The sequence below is a fragment of the Exiguobacterium sp. 8H genome (genome assembly GCF_902506255.1).
GTDB classification, from domain to species: Bacteria; Bacillota; Bacilli; order Exiguobacteriales; family Exiguobacteriaceae; genus Exiguobacterium; species Exiguobacterium profundum.
In genome coordinates, this window is the sequence record NZ_LR733429.1 from 1,794,272 (window position 1) to 1,810,183 (window position 15,912).

At 48.5% G+C, this 15,912-nt stretch carries 20 protein-coding genes; 1 reads left to right on the plus strand and 19 read right to left on the minus strand.

The annotated features are described in order from the left end of the window. The 12 genes from atpE to glyA all read right to left on the minus strand — a co-directional run bounded on the left by atpE (position 1) and on the right by glyA (position 9,808). Positions 1–222, minus strand: a complete 222-nt coding sequence (gene atpE / locus GVY43_RS09130; RefSeq protein ID WP_012727360.1) for a F0F1 ATP synthase subunit C — start codon at positions 220–222, stop codon at positions 1–3. A gap of 65 nt (positions 223–287) precedes the next feature. Continuing rightward, positions 288–1,025 carry a F0F1 ATP synthase subunit A gene (gene atpB, locus GVY43_RS09135; protein ID WP_074035724.1) on the minus strand — a complete coding sequence of 246 codons (738 nt, stop codon included), beginning with the start codon at positions 1,023–1,025 and terminating at the stop codon, positions 288–290. Continuing rightward, positions 1,025–1,432: an ATP synthase subunit I gene (locus GVY43_RS09140; RefSeq protein WP_074035722.1), complete on the minus strand. Its 408-nt coding sequence runs from the start codon at positions 1,430–1,432 to the stop codon at positions 1,025–1,027. The genes atpB and GVY43_RS09140 overlap by 1 nt, the downstream gene beginning before the upstream one ends. Further along, positions 1,429–1,656: a hypothetical protein gene (locus tag GVY43_RS09145; RefSeq protein WP_012727363.1), complete on the minus strand. Its 228-nt coding sequence runs from the start codon at positions 1,654–1,656 to the stop codon at positions 1,429–1,431. The genes GVY43_RS09140 and GVY43_RS09145 overlap by 4 nt, the downstream gene beginning before the upstream one ends. Positions 1,657–2,320: 664 nt before the next feature. Continuing rightward, entirely contained in the window at positions 2,321–2,950 is a 630-nt protein-coding gene (upp, locus tag GVY43_RS09150) for a uracil phosphoribosyltransferase (protein WP_012727364.1), read from the minus strand. Positions 2,951–3,048: 98 nt separating this feature from the next. Next, positions 3,049–4,260: a hypothetical protein gene (locus tag GVY43_RS09155; RefSeq protein WP_159562973.1), complete on the minus strand. Its 1,212-nt coding sequence runs from the start codon at positions 4,258–4,260 to the stop codon at positions 3,049–3,051. 204 nt (positions 4,261–4,464) lie between these two features. Further along, entirely contained in the window at positions 4,465–5,163 is a 699-nt protein-coding gene (locus GVY43_RS09160; protein WP_159562974.1) for a hypothetical protein, read from the minus strand. A 108-nt stretch (positions 5,164–5,271) separates the two neighbouring features. Further along, on the minus strand, positions 5,272–6,507 hold the full coding sequence (locus tag GVY43_RS09165) for a cell wall metabolism sensor histidine kinase WalK (RefSeq protein WP_159562975.1): 1,236 nt from the start codon (positions 6,505–6,507) through the stop codon (positions 5,272–5,274). Positions 6,508–6,510: 3 nt separating this feature from the next. After that, entirely contained in the window at positions 6,511–7,188 is a 678-nt protein-coding gene (locus tag GVY43_RS09170; protein ID WP_012727368.1) for a response regulator transcription factor, read from the minus strand. 65 nt (positions 7,189–7,253) lie between these two features. Beyond that, on the minus strand, positions 7,254–7,502 hold the full coding sequence (locus GVY43_RS09175) for a hypothetical protein (RefSeq protein ID WP_031422247.1): 249 nt from the start codon (positions 7,500–7,502) through the stop codon (positions 7,254–7,256). 100 nt (positions 7,503–7,602) lie between these two features. Continuing rightward, a complete protein-coding gene (locus tag GVY43_RS09180; RefSeq protein WP_159562976.1) occupies positions 7,603–8,550 on the minus strand; it encodes a hypothetical protein in 948 nt (315 codons plus the stop codon). A 4-nt stretch (positions 8,551–8,554) separates the two neighbouring features. Beyond that, positions 8,555–9,808 carry a serine hydroxymethyltransferase gene (gene glyA, locus GVY43_RS09185; RefSeq protein ID WP_159562977.1) on the minus strand — a complete coding sequence of 418 codons (1,254 nt, stop codon included), beginning with the start codon at positions 9,806–9,808 and terminating at the stop codon, positions 8,555–8,557. Positions 9,809–9,939: 131 nt separating this feature from the next. Here glyA and GVY43_RS09190 point away from each other — a divergent pair, with 131 nt between their 5' ends. Further along, entirely contained in the window at positions 9,940–10,725 is a 786-nt protein-coding gene (locus GVY43_RS09190) for an alpha/beta hydrolase (RefSeq protein ID WP_159562978.1), read from the plus strand. Positions 10,726–10,779: 54 nt separating this feature from the next. On the opposite strand, the gene GVY43_RS09195 is transcribed toward GVY43_RS09190, so the two are convergent. From GVY43_RS09195 to GVY43_RS09225, 7 genes are all read right to left on the minus strand, one after another. Beyond that, positions 10,780–11,313 carry a TIGR01440 family protein gene (locus GVY43_RS09195; protein ID WP_201302252.1) on the minus strand — a complete coding sequence of 178 codons (534 nt, stop codon included), beginning with the start codon at positions 11,311–11,313 and terminating at the stop codon, positions 10,780–10,782. A 5-nt stretch (positions 11,314–11,318) separates the two neighbouring features. Then, on the minus strand, positions 11,319–11,759 hold the full coding sequence (rpiB, locus tag GVY43_RS09200) for a ribose 5-phosphate isomerase B (RefSeq protein WP_012727380.1): 441 nt from the start codon (positions 11,757–11,759) through the stop codon (positions 11,319–11,321). Positions 11,760–11,763: 4 nt separating this feature from the next. Further along, on the minus strand, positions 11,764–12,264 hold the full coding sequence (locus GVY43_RS09205; RefSeq protein WP_012727381.1) for a low molecular weight protein arginine phosphatase: 501 nt from the start codon (positions 12,262–12,264) through the stop codon (positions 11,764–11,766). Between the two features lie 21 nt (positions 12,265–12,285). Continuing rightward, positions 12,286–13,296 carry an L-threonylcarbamoyladenylate synthase gene (locus GVY43_RS09210; RefSeq protein WP_159562979.1) on the minus strand — a complete coding sequence of 337 codons (1,011 nt, stop codon included), beginning with the start codon at positions 13,294–13,296 and terminating at the stop codon, positions 12,286–12,288. Beyond that, complete coding sequence (gene prmC, locus GVY43_RS09215; RefSeq protein ID WP_159562980.1) at positions 13,277–14,137, minus strand: peptide chain release factor N(5)-glutamine methyltransferase; 861 nt, start codon at positions 14,135–14,137, stop codon at positions 13,277–13,279. The genes GVY43_RS09210 and prmC overlap by 20 nt, the downstream gene beginning before the upstream one ends. Continuing rightward, positions 14,134–15,204 carry a peptide chain release factor 1 gene (gene prfA / locus GVY43_RS09220; RefSeq protein ID WP_159562981.1) on the minus strand — a complete coding sequence of 357 codons (1,071 nt, stop codon included), beginning with the start codon at positions 15,202–15,204 and terminating at the stop codon, positions 14,134–14,136. The genes prmC and prfA overlap by 4 nt, the downstream gene beginning before the upstream one ends. Positions 15,205–15,286: 82 nt before the next feature. Beyond that, positions 15,287–15,898: a thymidine kinase gene (locus tag GVY43_RS09225; protein ID WP_159562982.1), complete on the minus strand. Its 612-nt coding sequence runs from the start codon at positions 15,896–15,898 to the stop codon at positions 15,287–15,289. Positions 15,899–15,912 lie beyond the last annotated feature (14 nt).

Below are 15,912 nucleotides of genomic sequence, written 5' to 3' on the forward strand. Positions count from 1 at the left end.
TCAAGAGTTGAGGAGAAGGAAACCGACAGCCACACCGATGATCGGGAGGGCCTCAACCAAACCGATACCGATGAACATTGTTTGACGAAGTTCGTTCTTGAGTTCTGGTTGACGTGCTTGCCCTTGTACTGTTCCGTATACGATCAAACCGTTACCGATACCAGCTGCGAGTGCTCCAAGTCCGATAACAAGTGCTGTTGCGAGAAGATTAAGTTGTTCCATTGTGTATATTCCTCCTAAAAGTTAAGTAAATAATTTGATTGTAACGCTTTGGCGAGATGTCCGAATCAATGTTCGGCCGAAGCTTTGTGCCCGATGTACACCATTGCAAGCGTCAGGAAAATGTAGGATTGGATAACCCCGATAAAGATTGAGAAACCTTGCCATAGAATCATTGGGAAGACCGCAAAGATTGCACCGAGCGGGTTGAGTGCGCCTTCGGCTGTAATCGCGAGTCCCAAGATGATGGTAATCATGATTTCACCGGCAAAGATGTTACCGTATAGACGCAAACCGAGCGTCAACGTGTTCGCAAACTCCTCGATCAATTTGATCGGAAGCAAGAACCAGACTGGTTTTACGAATTCCGCCGAATAGTGTTTCAATCCGTGCAGTTTCACCCCGTAATAGTGCGACATTGCAACGACGAGTGTCGACAACGCCAAGGTTACGTAAGGATCGGCTGTCGGTGAGTTGAACCACAAATAGTGTCCGGAAATGACGTTAAACGGTAGACCCATCAAGTTTGAGAAGAGAATGAACAAAATCAACGTCATCCCAAATCCAATAAAGCGTCCTCCTGTCTTCCAGTCCATCGCACTTGCGATGATTCCACGTACGAACTCCGCGAAGAATTCCATGAAGTTTTGTTTGCCAGTCGGCTTCATTGCCAAACGTCTTGTCCCCCAAATGGCGAATACGAAGACGAGTAACGCTGCAACTAGCACTGTAATGACGTTCGTCCAGCTCCCGTATAACGTATAGTCCCCAAAGTGCAGAGAATATGTGGGAAACTCATGACCCATTAATATTCACCTCTTTTCCTGCTGAGCTGGGCAAGTGTAAACTCGCCAAATTGTATGATGTGGCCGGCGATTAGACCAGTTACCACCGCGATGACGGACACTCGATCCTCGTAGAGAAGACCGACTATCACTGCTAACGCACCGACCGCCATTCTTGAAACGGTCCCGTGCGACTTTGGTCGTCGTCCATGCTCGATGACGTCATACATACGTATGACACTTCGATTCTGCATATGTAGAATGATGAGACTCCCGACCCCGCCGATGAACAATCCGAGAAAAACGGCTTTGTACATCGGGACGATGAAGGCGCCAACTAACAAAATTGCAAACCAAATGGTAAACCATTTCGTATAACGCTTCATCAACTCTTTTTGTGCTTTTCTGTCTGCTTGAATCGTATTCATTCGTCCTCTCCTGTCAATAAACTCCGAAGGGTGAGAACTAGCGCCGTAACCCCGAACACGAGTCCAAGGATAATCGACACATTCCAACCAAACGTGCCCCAAAATTCACGTCTTTCGCCGTACTGTCCGACGAGATAACCGATGACAATCGGTCCAGCAAGTGCTGTCGAGATTTGTGAAGCGAGCGAGGCATAGGATAGATAACGATTGTCTTTTTTCGCCATCCAAATCCCCCTTTCGAGTCTCACGTGCTCCCTTGTTCTTCACGAATTCACACTCGCGTGACCATCAAAAGTCACACAAGTTCAGAGTAATAGAAATGGCATAAGAAGTCAATGAATTTCACAATTATAAAAGCGCTTTAAATCAATTCGTATCAATAGTTTTACGCACTTCATAAACTAAACGATCAAAGCACTTTTTTAAGAAAGTGTGAAGAAACGTTGAAATAAAAATGTTGACTTTATAACATTTCACAAACGGAATCAGATGAAGAATAGTTCAGTTATACCCCCACGTTTTGGAAAATTCAATCGGTAAACGCTTACGTTCACAAAGAGTTACGAAACGTCTGTTGACTTCATTTTGAAATCGTTTTCAACGTCCTGTATCAGTATACCGAGGATGTTTTTACCATGTCGAGCGATTTCGCCCATTTTTTTGTGAGGAATCTCATACTGTTCAAAATCCCTTTCTCAATCCTGGTTTTATATTCGAAATCGAGGGATTCTGTTTAAATAAGAAAGAATAGATAAATTCCATCCCAGTTCGCCATTCTTCTCGCTCTAGTTTTGTGTCTATTTTGTGACATCCGTAAATGATAAATATTATTCAGTGTCAATCGTAAAAAAAGCGAGAATCGCATAGGCGATTCTCGCTTTTAAGTCATTACTTCGTACCAAACAAACGGTCACCCGCATCCCCAAGTCCAGGAACGATATAACCGTGGTCATTTAATTTTTCATCGAGTGCAGCAAGATAGATCTCTACATCCGGATGTTCTGCTTGTACACGCTCTACGCCTTCTGGTGCTGCGCAGAGGCATGCCAACTTGATTGACTTCGCTCCGTGTTTCTTGAGTGATGCAATCGCATCAACAGCCGAACCACCTGTCGCGAGCATCGGGTCAACAACGATAAAGTCGCGTTCTGTGACGTCTGTCGGAAGTTTCAAGTAGTATTCGTGTGGCTCAAGTGTTTCCGGATCGCGGTAAAGACCGATATGACCGACTTTTACGTTCGGCATCATTTTGAGGAACCCATCCACCATACCAAGTCCTGCACGTAAAATAGGGACGATTCCCAATTTCTTGCCGGCAATCATCTTTTGAGTGGAAACAGAGACCGGTGTCTCGATTTCTACGTCTGTTAGGGGTAGGCTGCGCGTGATTTCGTATGCCATAAGTGAAGAAACTTCGTCGACGAGTTCACGGAACTGCTTCGTCCCCGTCTCTACTTTACGCATAATCGTCATTTTGTGCTGAATCAAAGGATGGTCATAAACATGTACTTTTCCCATCTTGCTTCACTCCTCTCTCATTCTCTCTCGAGCATTGTACCCTAACTCTGTTGAGATGGGTAGAGCCAACTTCTATTTTATCAAAGGTCAGACGCCACTTATGGTTGAATGACCTGGAAATAATCATTTCCCGGAAGTTCATACGATTGAGATGTGTGTTGATCGACTAAATAGAGTTCTGTTTCCGTTTTCCATACGTCAAAGGATTGCTCAGTCAATTCTTCATACAAATGCAAGTCTCCGATTTTGACAGCTGTAGACGTTTTTTCATGCGGCTGAATATGAGACAAGGCGTCAAACAACTCTTGCGTTTTTGGTCCGTCTAGCCAGATTGTATCTTGTTCCGATTCAAAAACCGCCAAGCGCGTTTCCCCTTCGGCGGGGCGCGTGGACATCTTGTTTGTAACAGGACGGCGGACATGTCCCCAAATTTCAAGGACCGTTCCATATGTTTTCGATAACGATAACGACGTCTCTTCAGCCACACCCCCTTCAATCGGTCGGTCCGATAAGATGATGCGTTTCATGAGTTCGCGATGATTTCCCTTTAGTGAAATCTCTTCTTTCGGATCGACTTTCATATAAGGAGCCTCATATATATTCGGTAGGACGAGTTGTTTGAGCGAGGACGTCTCTCCGATTTGTAGGGTGAGACGATCATCGGCCCGTCTCGTCAAGAAAACATACCCTTCATTCTCTCCGCTTTGAAACGGGAATAGTTTTGGTTCAATGATCGGGTCAAGTGTACGCCCGTTTCGAATCGTCTCGAACGTCACATAGATCGCTCCCGTATCCGGTGTCGTATAACGGAAAGCCGAATCGGGCATCACTTCTTCATGCGTCTCGTTCAAGGTGAACGTACTTGTAATCGATTCAAGGTCATCGATGCGCTCAAACTCTATTGTCGAGACCACTTTCGACTCTTGAAAATGATCTGGTTCGAGTGCTTCAAACGCTTGAATCGGCTCCACGGCAAACGTTCGCTCCATCAACTCATTGCTGTTCGCACAGGTGACATAACGTTCATCCCCCGCCGCAAAATATTTCACCGTTTTGGAACCGAGTACTTCATAGAGCGGATGATGAAATGTCACTTCCGCCACCTTTGCTCGTCGCTCTGGTAAGACATCTGTCGGACGACGCTCACAGTATGTAAGTAGCTTCTCTTGTGTCTGTTTCATTAACGGTATCTCAGGATCTTGCTCGACTCGATAGGAAGACAAAGGACGTAATTCAATCGCGTTCAACGTCTCGGCACCACATCCACTCAACAAGATACAACTGAGCAAGATTCCCCAATACGTACGCATTGATGTTCCTCCTCATTCCCAATTAGGTGGAAACCACCTAAATTTTTCTTGTACATCATAACATAGAACCTATTTTTGTGATGATTTCAGAATTATTACGTTTCTGACGATTTGACGAAAGCGGTCCAACTCATTTTATGCTTCAACGTCTAGCAACAAAAAAAGAACTAATCCATCAAGAGATTAGTCCTTTTTATCACTTCATTAGTCATCTTCTCGCTCATCCTCGGATGAGTCATCTTGAGATGAGTCGTCCTGCGAAGAATCATCTTGTTCATTCTGGTCGTCCTCTGATTCACGATCGACTTCAATGACCGCCCCATCTTGATTTAGCTCAAGTTTGACAGGGTCGCCGACACGCGGAGTGTCATCATCGATTTCAGAACGTGCGGCAAGTGGATATACGTTGTCTTTCCCATCAATCTTAATCGTGACTTCTTGATTTGTTAGTTTGACGAGCGTGCCGTAAATATACGCATCATCATCACCACTCTCACGGTCCACTTCCTTCACTTCATCATCTCGGTTCAATTCGAGTTTTACCCGGTCACCCACTTGCGGTGTATCGTCATCGATTTCATGTGTCGCCGCTAAAGGGTATGTCGACTCTTTTCCATTGAAGCTGATGGTGACATCTTCTTTCGATAACTTCACGAGCGTCCCGTATAGTTCATAGTCGTCTCCATCTCCCACTCGCGCTGCTGACGAATCATCTGATGCGCTACTTGAGCCATCCGATGTAGCAGGGTCATCTGGGTTGCCCGTTGATCGATCGTCACTCGCTTGATTGATTGCTTGTGGAACAATGACCGTATCCGTCTGATTCCCGTTTACGTAAAATCCAATTCCAACAATTGCCATGACAGCTAATAATGCGCCGATAATCCAACCGATGCGTTTCATGTTTGTTTCCTCCTCATGATGTGTTCTTCTTATTTTCATCATAAGCCTCTTCCGTGAGAGCATATTTAAGGCTTCATTAGAAGTTGATGAGAAAATGCGAAATATTCATCATCGAGTCAGGAAAAATATACTGCCATCCGGATGATTCGATCTACTCCCGATCGTCCACTCATTCAAGTCCGCCACTTCTTTCGCAATCGCGAGACCAAGACCACTCCCACTGCGATCGCGCGCTTCATCTAATCGGTAGAATCGATCGAACAGCCGATTCCTCACATCATCCGAAAGAATCGGTCCTCGATCGCGTACCTCAATTCGATCACTCTTCAAATGAAGGCTCGTCTCTTCCGCATACTTCAAACTATTGTCTAATAGGATGACAAGAATCCGCTGTAACGACTCACGATGACCAAACCAGCTTCCTGTAGCTTCAATAGGTAAATGGACGCCGTGCGACCGCAAAAAACGTTCTCCTATTGATTCCCCAAGTTCAGCTAAATCGATTTCTTCTCGCTCTACCTGTTCGAGTGCAGCAAATCGATTCAATTCGAGCATAGGTTCAATCAAATCATTTCGCATTTGACGCGACTCCGTTAAAATATGGTCAATCGCTTCGGCACGTACACTCTCATCTTCTTGTCCCCATCGTTGTAATAACTTCGCATAGCCCTCGATGACGGTCAACGGTGTCTTGAGTTCATGTGAAACATCGGCGACGAAACGACGTTGTTGCTCCATCGTCCCTTCGACTCGCTCGATCATATGATTAAATCCGTCCGAAAGAGTCGTCACTTCATCCTTTCGGTCAGCCACTTCGATTGTCTCTAACTTACCGGACTCCGTGATCCGTTCCATCGTCTCTGTCAATCGGCGTAACGGTGACAGACCTTGACGTAAAATCCACCACGTCCCTAGGAACGTCAAGAGAACGGCAAGGAAGAACATGACGAGAAAAATGGTTGCGAGCGCTTGAATCGTATTGCTCACATCTCGATCCTGAAAGCCGAACGCTAGTCCATCCGTCGTCGCGACCACAAACCAATCATCGATGAGGGCCGGTTCCCCATAATTGATGGGAAACGTCGTTCCGTCTGGCACTTCTCCCCCGATGATTCCCCATTCACCGTTTTCTTGACGTTCTAACACGACACTGTCCTCATGAAGCGACAATACCGCATCGCTATTCCGGACATCTTCTTCCAAGAGATTCAACGCCTGCAGTAACACGTCAAAACGCGAATCGACAATTTCCTGTCTGGCGACGAACCAGGTCACGCCAAAGGAGACGAGAAGAAGCAACAACATGAACCCTGTCATCGCCCACGCAATTTTTGTTCGTAGCATCGGTCACTCACCACGCTTCAACATATAGCCGACACCGCGAACCGTTTGAATCCAAGAGCCGGTCAGTTTTTTCCTTACGTATCGGACATACACGTCCACGACATTCGTATCCCCATAGTAGTCGAATCCCCACACGTGTTCGACGAGTTGGTCACGCGTCAAAACACGCTCCGGATTCTCTAAAAAGAAGACCAACAAGTCAAACTCACGTCGAGTCAAATCTACTTTCTTTCCGTCACAATATACTTCATGACGATTCACGTCGACAGTCAATGTTTCGTACGTCAACACCTGTTCAGAATGGTCCTGACGAACAAGCTGGCGCATTCGTAAAAATGCCCGAATTCGTGCGAGCACCTCTTCTATTTCAAATGGTTTCGTGATGTAATCATCTGCACCAAGATCAAGACCACTCACTTTGTCGTATCGATCACCACGGGCCGTCACCATCAGAACCGGTAACAAAGGTCGCTCTTCTTTCAGACGACGGACCACCTCGAGTCCACTCATTTGAGGTAACATCACGTCAAGCAACACGAGGTCGACATCGTCAGCGAGAGCTCGTTCCAAACCGGTACGACCGTCTGTCGCCACCATGACCGCATACCCCGCATGCTTCAATTCCAACTCCAGTAATCGCGCAATCTTCGAATCATCTTCTACGACGAGAATCGTCTGCATCCTGCTCACTCCTTTGAAAAAACGCCGAGCAGTTCGCTCGACGTATTGTTATTCATTTCCCGAATTCAATCCGCAAAAAACAGACGAACGCCTTCTGGAACGGCTTGCTCGATTCGTCTTTCTAAATCATCTTCCCATTCATCCCACTTCGTATCGACTTGTTCCATCTGCTGTTCGACTTCCAGCGCCGCTAGCGATAGTTGCGACAGGCTGGATTGTCCAGGTGAAGTGAAGAACAAAAATCCGGCAAGTCCGATTCCCATAAGTCCGATCGCCAATAAAGTTGTTCCAATGGTTTTCATTACACGTTTCATACACGCATCCCTCCTACCTCAAATCATACGACAGGAAAACGAGAAATCGTGGTGTACTTCATTAGAATTTCATGAGAAAAGGCGCTACTCATGTAGCACCTTATTCTTCGAGCACGGACTTCGCAATCGGTGCCCAATACGTCCCTTCCATCTCAGAAACGGTCGTCAACGTTTCACGGTACGCCGGGTCATTCGCTTTTTTCTCGGCAATCCCTTTCATCCAAAGGACATCTGCCTTGTAACCAGATTCTGGATACGATTCGAGATAAGCTGCATAGTCCGCAATGTCCGCTTGTCCCAATTTATTGTCGACAAGAAGTCGATAAAACCCAACTGCTTGTTCTTGTCCGACTTTCGCTTTTCCACCTAATAGGCGGTCGGCTTTTTCATACTGTTTATCTTGAACAAGTGCTTCTACCTCAGCCAGCGGTACAACATCCGTTGATGTGTCCGGTGCTTCTTCAGTTGATTCCTTTGGCTTCTGTTCGTCCGAATCTTGAAGTTTCTCATTCTCTTCTTCGAGTCGGGCGACTTCTGCCTCGAGCTCTTCAAGGCGTTCTGCGAGTGCTTCTTCTTCCGTTACGGTCTCGACAACGACTTCGTCCGGCTCGTCCGGCGAGACGACGGGCGGTTCGGCATCTGGCCAAAATATGAGCGCTCCAGCCGCAAGACTGACCACTAGCGGAAGTCCAAGCCATTTCTTATCGAGCTTGAACGCCTGTCGCCACTCGGCTAAATCAGAATGTTGGATGACAGCCGACGAGAACGAACGAAAGCGGCGCTTGGCCGCTTTTCTTCCGTTCGCCTTCACTTCTAGCGCAAGACCTAGTCGATGGAAAGCAGCAGGCACTTTCATCCCGAGGAGCGGCACGATTCGTTCGCTCGCTTCTTCATAATAGCCATGGTCGAGGAGCGTCGTGATGACACCAAACTCACTGGCGACAAGACGGAAAGAAGGATCGTATTCCCCTTTACGAGCCAACCATTCTGTCATATCGAACAATGGAAGTTCGGATAGCTCTCGTTCTGCTAGTGTCCGAATATCCATTGACTCAGCCTCGTTCAGGGTAAAGCGGGAACTTCGCCGTTAACGATTGCACGTCTTGAAGTGCTTCCGCGATTACCGCCTCGTCTTCATGTTGTTTCAGCACACGCCCGATGAGACGTGCCACTTCTTTCATATCCGCTTCTTTGAAGCCACGAGTCGTCATCGCAGCCGTTCCAAGACGGATTCCGCTTGTGACAAACGGTGATGCTGGGTCGAATGGAATCGTGTTTTTATTGACCGTGATTCCTGCTGCATCCAATGCATGCTCAGCTGCTTTACCTGTGATGTCGATTCCTCGAAGATCGACAAGCAAGAGGTGATTGTCCGTTCCGCCCGATACGATTCGGAGCCCCTCTTCTTCAAGGCCTGCCGCAAGTGCTTGTGCATTCGCAATGACTTGACGTTGGTAATCTTTGAATTCCGGTTGGAGTGCCTCACCGAACGCGACCGCTTTTGCCGCGATGACGTGCATGAGCGGTCCTCCTTGAATCCCTGGGAAAATCGACTTATCGATCGCTTTGGCGAACTCTTCTTTACAAAGAATCATCCCTCCACGTGGTCCACGGAGCGTCTTGTGCGTCGTCGTCGTGACGAAATGCGCATGTTCGACCGGGTTCGGATGCAGACCTGCTGCCACGAGTCCAGCAATGTGCGCCATATCGACCATAAGATAAGCATCGACACTGTCCGCGATCTCACGGAACTTCGCGAAGTCGATTGTACGTGGGTATGCCGACGCTCCCGCAACGATCAATTTTGGCTTATGTTCCTTCGCAAGTGCAGCGACGACGTCGTAATCGATGTGTTCTGTCTCTTTGTCTACACCATATTCGACGAAGTTATATTGCACACCTGAGAAGTTGACCGGGCTACCGTGCGTCAAGTGACCACCATGAGACAAGTTCATTCCGAGAACCGTATCTCCTGCTTCAAGCACCGTGAAGTAGACTGCCATGTTCGCTTGTGCACCCGAGTGTGGTTGTACGTTCGCATGTTCTGCACCGAACAATTCTTTCGCACGGTCACGCGCCAAGTTCTCAGCGACGTCGACAAACTCACAGCCACCGTAATAGCGGCGTCCCGGATATCCTTCTGCATATTTGTTCGTCAATACGCCTCCTTGCGCTTCCATGACCGCTTCTGAAACAAAGTTTTCTGAAGCGATGAGTTCGATGTTGTCGCGCTGACGACCGAGCTCGTGTTGCATTGCCTCAAATAATTCCGCATCCTGCACTTTCAACTTCGTCGTGTTTACCATGTGAAGACCCCCTCTAAATGTCTAAAAATCAACACCCCCATCGTACCACACGCTTGTTTTTTTGGGTATCGCAATAATCTGATGAAAAGTTGGGTATCATTAATAAGAATGTAACTGTGAGGAGGCCATTTATGATTGAGACAAAAGAACTGACGATCACACCGTTCGAACGGACACGAACGGTCCGAATCTACACACCTGCCGACTACGAGACTTCCGAAAAACGATATCCGGTCCTCTACATGCACGACGGACAGAACTGTTTTGATGACGAGGATGCGAGCTACAACATGAGCTGGCGCGTCGGTGAATATTTAGACGCCTCGAAGCGTGACTTGATTGTCGTCGCCCTCGATAGTGCACCAGGCGAACAACGACTCGATGAGTATGGACCGTGGGAAAACCCTTATATCGGTGAGAGTTTGCTCGGAAGTGACATCGTGCTCGGCGGGCAGGGTTCGGCGTATATCGAATACATCGCGCAGGAATTGAAACCTCAAATCGATGCTGACTATCGGACGATTCCGGAAGAAACAGCGATGATGGGAAGTTCGATGGGTGGGCTCATCTCGATATATGCAGCATGTGTATATCCAGACGTCTTCAAGCGTGTCGCTTCCCTGTCCTCTGCATTTTGGTTCAACCAAACCGAGCTGGAACAATTGATTGAAGCGAGCGATTTGAAGGGCGTCGAGCGTCTTTACTTGGACGTCGGCGCAAAAGAAGTCGAGGAACCGATCGAAAATGGACCGACGAACGAGATGTATTGTGAGTCGAGCGAACGCGTGTACAACTTGTTAAAAGACAAGGTCGAACACATCCGCTTCGAAGTGATTGAAGAAGGAGTTCACAACGAGCTCGCCTGGCGTGAGCGTTTCCCGATGGTCATCTCCTATCTTTTTGGAGAAGATTTATAATTTGAACAAAAAAAGCATCGCATTCGGTCGAAAAACCTAAATGCGATGCTTTCTTCATTTATTTGGATACTGAGCCCGTGGCCCACCAATCAGTTTCGGTCTCGTGACTGCGAACGTGACGTACGCCTCTCCGAGATGCTTCGATGATAACCGAACCGGTATCGCGACCGGTTTCAAATGCATCCCAATCAATGTCGAGCCGATATCAATCCCGGCATCTGCTTGAATCGATTCGACGACACATGGTTCATCAAAGTTGGCATAAGCCTTCTCTGACATCGCTCCGCCCGCGGACCGGATCGGGACGACCGTCACTTCTGTGAGACCGAACTGTTTGAGTGTCCGGCGCTCAACGGTGAGGGCACGATTGATATGCTCACACCCTTGAAACGCCAAATGGACACCTGTCTTCTTTCTAAATTCAAGGAATGCTTCCATCAATTCGCTTGCGACATCAATGGAACCTGCCTTCCCAATCGTTTTTCCGAGCACTTCACTCGTCGAGCATCCAATGACGAGAATGCGCTCATCATTCAAAGGGAACCGTTCGTGAAGCTCCGTCAAAAATCCGAGAAGTTCCGTCTTCATTTGACTCACTTCGATTCGTAAGCACTCATCTTGTCGACACGGTTTGAATGGCGACCGCCTTCAAAGTCCGTATCGAGCCACGTCGTCACCAAGTCGAGTGCAAGACCAGGTCCGATGACACGCTCGCCCATCGTCATGATGTTCGAATCGTTATGCTGACGTGTCGCTTTTGCACTGAATGAATCATGGACGAGTGCCGCACGAATCCCTTTGACTTTGTTCGCCGCAATCCCGATTCCGATTCCCGTACCGCAAATCAAAATCCCACGATCGAATTCACCTGCCGCTACCGCTTCTGCGACCGGGATGGCCACATCCGGGTAGTCAATCGAGTCCGCTGAGTGCGTCCCGAAATCTTTATACTCATGTCCGAGTTCCTCAAGCAAGGCTACGATTTCTTTCTTCAAGTTGAAGCCGCCATGATCAGCGCCAATTGCAATTTTCATTCGTTCATTCCCCCGTCTTCTTTGGTAGGCGTCTCGGTGGTTTCGTCACCTTTGACCCATCATTCGTTAATTTTAACACAAGTCGATTCACGAGTGGTTCGAGCTCGTTTCGCACCTGGCGATACACATTCATCGAACCGCCGAACGGATCGTTGATGTCCCGTTCGAGTCCCGTCACGAATTCATAGAGCGTGTACGTCCGCTCAGACAAATCCGGGTATGTATCCCGAATTTGTTCACGGTGTGCGCGTGTCATCGTCAAGATGATATCCGCCCAATTCCCTAACACTTCATCGAACGTCTGGGTGACATGATCGAGCTCAATCCCACGTTCTCTGAGAACTTGCAGTGCGTTTTCTGAAGCATCGAATCCTTGCATCGTCCGTAGACCAGCTGAGCGAATATCAAACTCATCCCCGGTCATCTTCGAACGGAGCAAGGCCATCGCCATCGGGCTTCGGCACGTGTTGCCACTACATATGAATAATACGCGTTTCATTGACATCGCGTGTCCTCCTCTATGTCTTTAGGCATCTTTCGTCGGGTGCACAATCTTTCCGCCCGCCGCTTTGTATAAACGGTTATAGACGGCAAGTGCGACTCCGACAGGTTCAATCGTGTTCACATAAATCTCATCCACGTCTGTTTCATCAAATCGACGAAGCGCGTCGTATAAACGTTGCGCCGCCACTTCCATCGAGGTCCCAAGTGAATACGTGACCTCAGCCGGTGTCGGGTTCTCGTCGAAGACGAGTGCACCGATTCGCAACCCCGCTTGCTTCCGCTCCTCGATGACACGTTCTAAATCTTTGCGTGTGCCATCGACTAAAAAAACAGGTGCCGTTGGGGCATAGTGCGTGTACTTCATTCCCGGCGATCGTGGTGTGGCTTCATCGTTACTCAAATTGGCATCTAAGGCGACCGGTCCAATGACAGCTTCCATTTCTTCTCGCGTCACACCACCTGGTCGTAAAATCGTTACCGTGTCCCCCGTACAATCCACAACGGTTGACTCGACTCCGATTCCGGTAGGACCCCCATCCACGATTCCTGCGATTCGTCCGTTCAAATCATCCGCGACATGTTGAGCAGTTGTCGGCGAAGGTCGTCCGGAACGATTCGCACTCGGAGCCGCAAGCCCTAACCCTGACTTACGAATCAACTCGAGTGCTGCCGGATGATTCGGCATCCGGAGTCCGATGGAATCGAGGCCTGCGGTCACGAGCGAAGAGGCTCGTCCGTTTGAAGGCAAGATGATCGTCAAAGCGCCTGGCCAAAACGCATCCATTAAGCGTTTGGCAACAGGAGGAATCGAATCGACAAACAAACTCGTTTGGTCAATTGAAGCGATATGGACGATGAGCGGGTTATCCGACGGACGACCTTTTGCCTCAAAAATCTTTCGAATTGCCACATCGTTCATGGCATCTCCAGCGAGACCATAGACGGTTTCTGTCGGCATGGCGATGATTTCACCCGCTTGAAGAAGACGTACCCCCTCTTCAATCTCATTCGAATTAATCCATTTCGTTTCCATACGCAATCCCTTCCCTTACGGCATAGACGATACGGTCCTTGCCGTTTATATCTTTTAAAATACCCGTTTCTGCTTCAGGATAACGTTCAGACAGTAATGATTTCACATCTTGTCCTTGGTTATACCCGATTTCAAACGCAATCAAATGCCAATCGGCACGTAAGACGCGCACCGATTCCAATATTAATTGCCGATACATGTCGAGCCCATCCTTCCCTCCGAAGAGCGCAAGGTGCGGTTCGTAGCCGACGACCGTCTCATCTAACAGCTCATCGGCCTCGATGTAAGGCGGATTTGAGACGAGAACGCGAATCGAGTGGTCCGCAATCGGTGCGAGCCCGTCTCCTTCATAAAACCGTACAGTTGCGCCAAGTGTGGCTGCATTTCGTTTAGCGACTTCAATCGCCTCACGCGAAATATCGACCGTCTGTACACGTACGCCGAGCTCGAGGCTCAAGGTAATCGCAATGGCCCCGCTTCCTGTCCCGACATCGACAATCTCATCATCCTTAATGTGACGAAGTTGCCCAAGTACCCAGTCGATCAACTCTTCCGTTTCTGGTCTCGGAATCAACACATCCCGGTTCACTTCAAACGAGCGCCCGTAAAACGGAGCATGTCCAATCACGTGTTGTACCGGTTCTCCGATCAATAAACGCTCGATTCCCGTCTCGAACCGTGCCGCTTCATCTGAAGACAATTCATCCGACAAACGAACGAGGAGACCGGTGCGATCGACTTGCAACACATGCATGAGCCACCATTCGGCAGCCGCACGGTCGCGCCCAGCTTCAACTAGTCGTTCTTCCGTCTGCTTAAGTAGCGCGGCAATCCGCATCATTCCGCATCCTCCATGAGACGTGCCTGTTCGTCCATGATGAGTGCGTCGATAATGTCTTCGAGTTCACCTGCTAGGACACGGTCTAACTTCTGAAGGGTCAATCCAATCCGATGATCTGTGACACGACTTTGTGGGAAGTTGTATGTGCGGATTCGCTCGGAACGGTCACCTGTTCCGACAGCCGATTTTCGTTGCGCAGACAACTCTTCCATATGTTCGCTTTGCATTTTGTCATACAGGCGTGCTCGAAGGACCTTCATCGCCTTATCCTTGTTTTTATGCTGCGACTTCTCATCTTGACATGATACGACGAGCCCTGAAGGAATGTGTGTCAAACGGACAGCTGATTGCGTCGTGTTGACCGATTGTCCCCCTGGACCAGATGAAGTGAACGTATCAACTCGTACATCTTTCATATCGATATGCACTTCGACATCCTCTGCTTCCGGAAGAACGGCAACCGTTGCTGTGGACGTATGAATTCGTCCGCCCGATTCAGTCGATGGGACTCGCTGCACACGATGGGCTCCGTTCTCAAACTTGAGCTTTGAATAGGCACCTGCCCCGTTGATCATGAACGTGACTTCTTTAAATCCACCGAGTTCGGTATAGTTCGCGTCAATGAGTTCCACTTTCCAATTTTGACGTTCAGCGAATCGCGTATACATCTTATATAAATCTCCTGCAAAGAGTGCCGCTTCGTCTCCGCCTGCTGCTCCTCGGACTTCGACGATAACGTTCTTGTCATCGTTCGGGTCTTTTGGAAGCAATAAAATCCGCAGTTTCGCTTCTAGCTCTTTGACTTCTGGCTCGAGGAGGTTCATCTCTTCTTTTGCCAATTCACGCATGTCGGCGTCGAGCGTCCGGTCTTCAAGCATCGTCTTCGCTTCCTTGAAAGCTGTACTTGTTTCTTTATACTGACGATACATCTGTACCGTCTCTTCTAGTTGTGCCTGCTCTTTCGAATATTGTCTCAACTTCGTCGAGTCACTGAGCACCTCAGGATCGGCGAGCATTTCATTCAATTGCATGTAACGATCTTCTAATACACTTAAACGGTCAAACATGATGATCCGTCCTTTCTCCGTCAAATCAAACTCTATCTATTATAGCAAAAAAACGGACCGCCGAGGGCGGTCCGTCAATTCATCAGTCTACCACCGTATGGCGGACCGGATGTGGTTTATTCGGTACATCATGACAATGTCGGCATCGTGGTTCGTAAGACTCGAAAGCCCCGACCAAGATGACCGGGTCCTCATACCGAGCAGGTTGCCCATCGATCAGACGTTGTGTCCGCGAAGCAGGCGCGCCGCATGACAAACAGATGGCCTGTAGTTTCGTCACGAACTCCGCGCGTGACAACAGTTCAGGCATCATCGTGAACGGTTCGCCTCGAAAGTCCATATCGAGCCCAGCGCAGATGACGCGTTTGTCTTCGTTCGCAAGTTGTTCGATGACGTCTACAATTCCTTCATCAAAGAATTGCACCTCGTCAATCGCGATGACCTGTGTTTCTTCACGAACGGCATCATACAAGTCTTGGCTTGATGCGATTGGCACGGCCACGACCGAGTTCCCTGTGTGTGAGACGACGTTCTCTTCATGATACCGGTCGTCGATTGCTGGTTTGAACACTTGGACCGGAATCTTTCCATAATGAGCACGGCGGACTCGGCGAATCAATTCCTCCGACTTCCCCGAAAACATACTCCCACAAATCACTTCAATCCAACCATATCGGTTCGTCACATGCATCATTGTTCTTCGCCCTC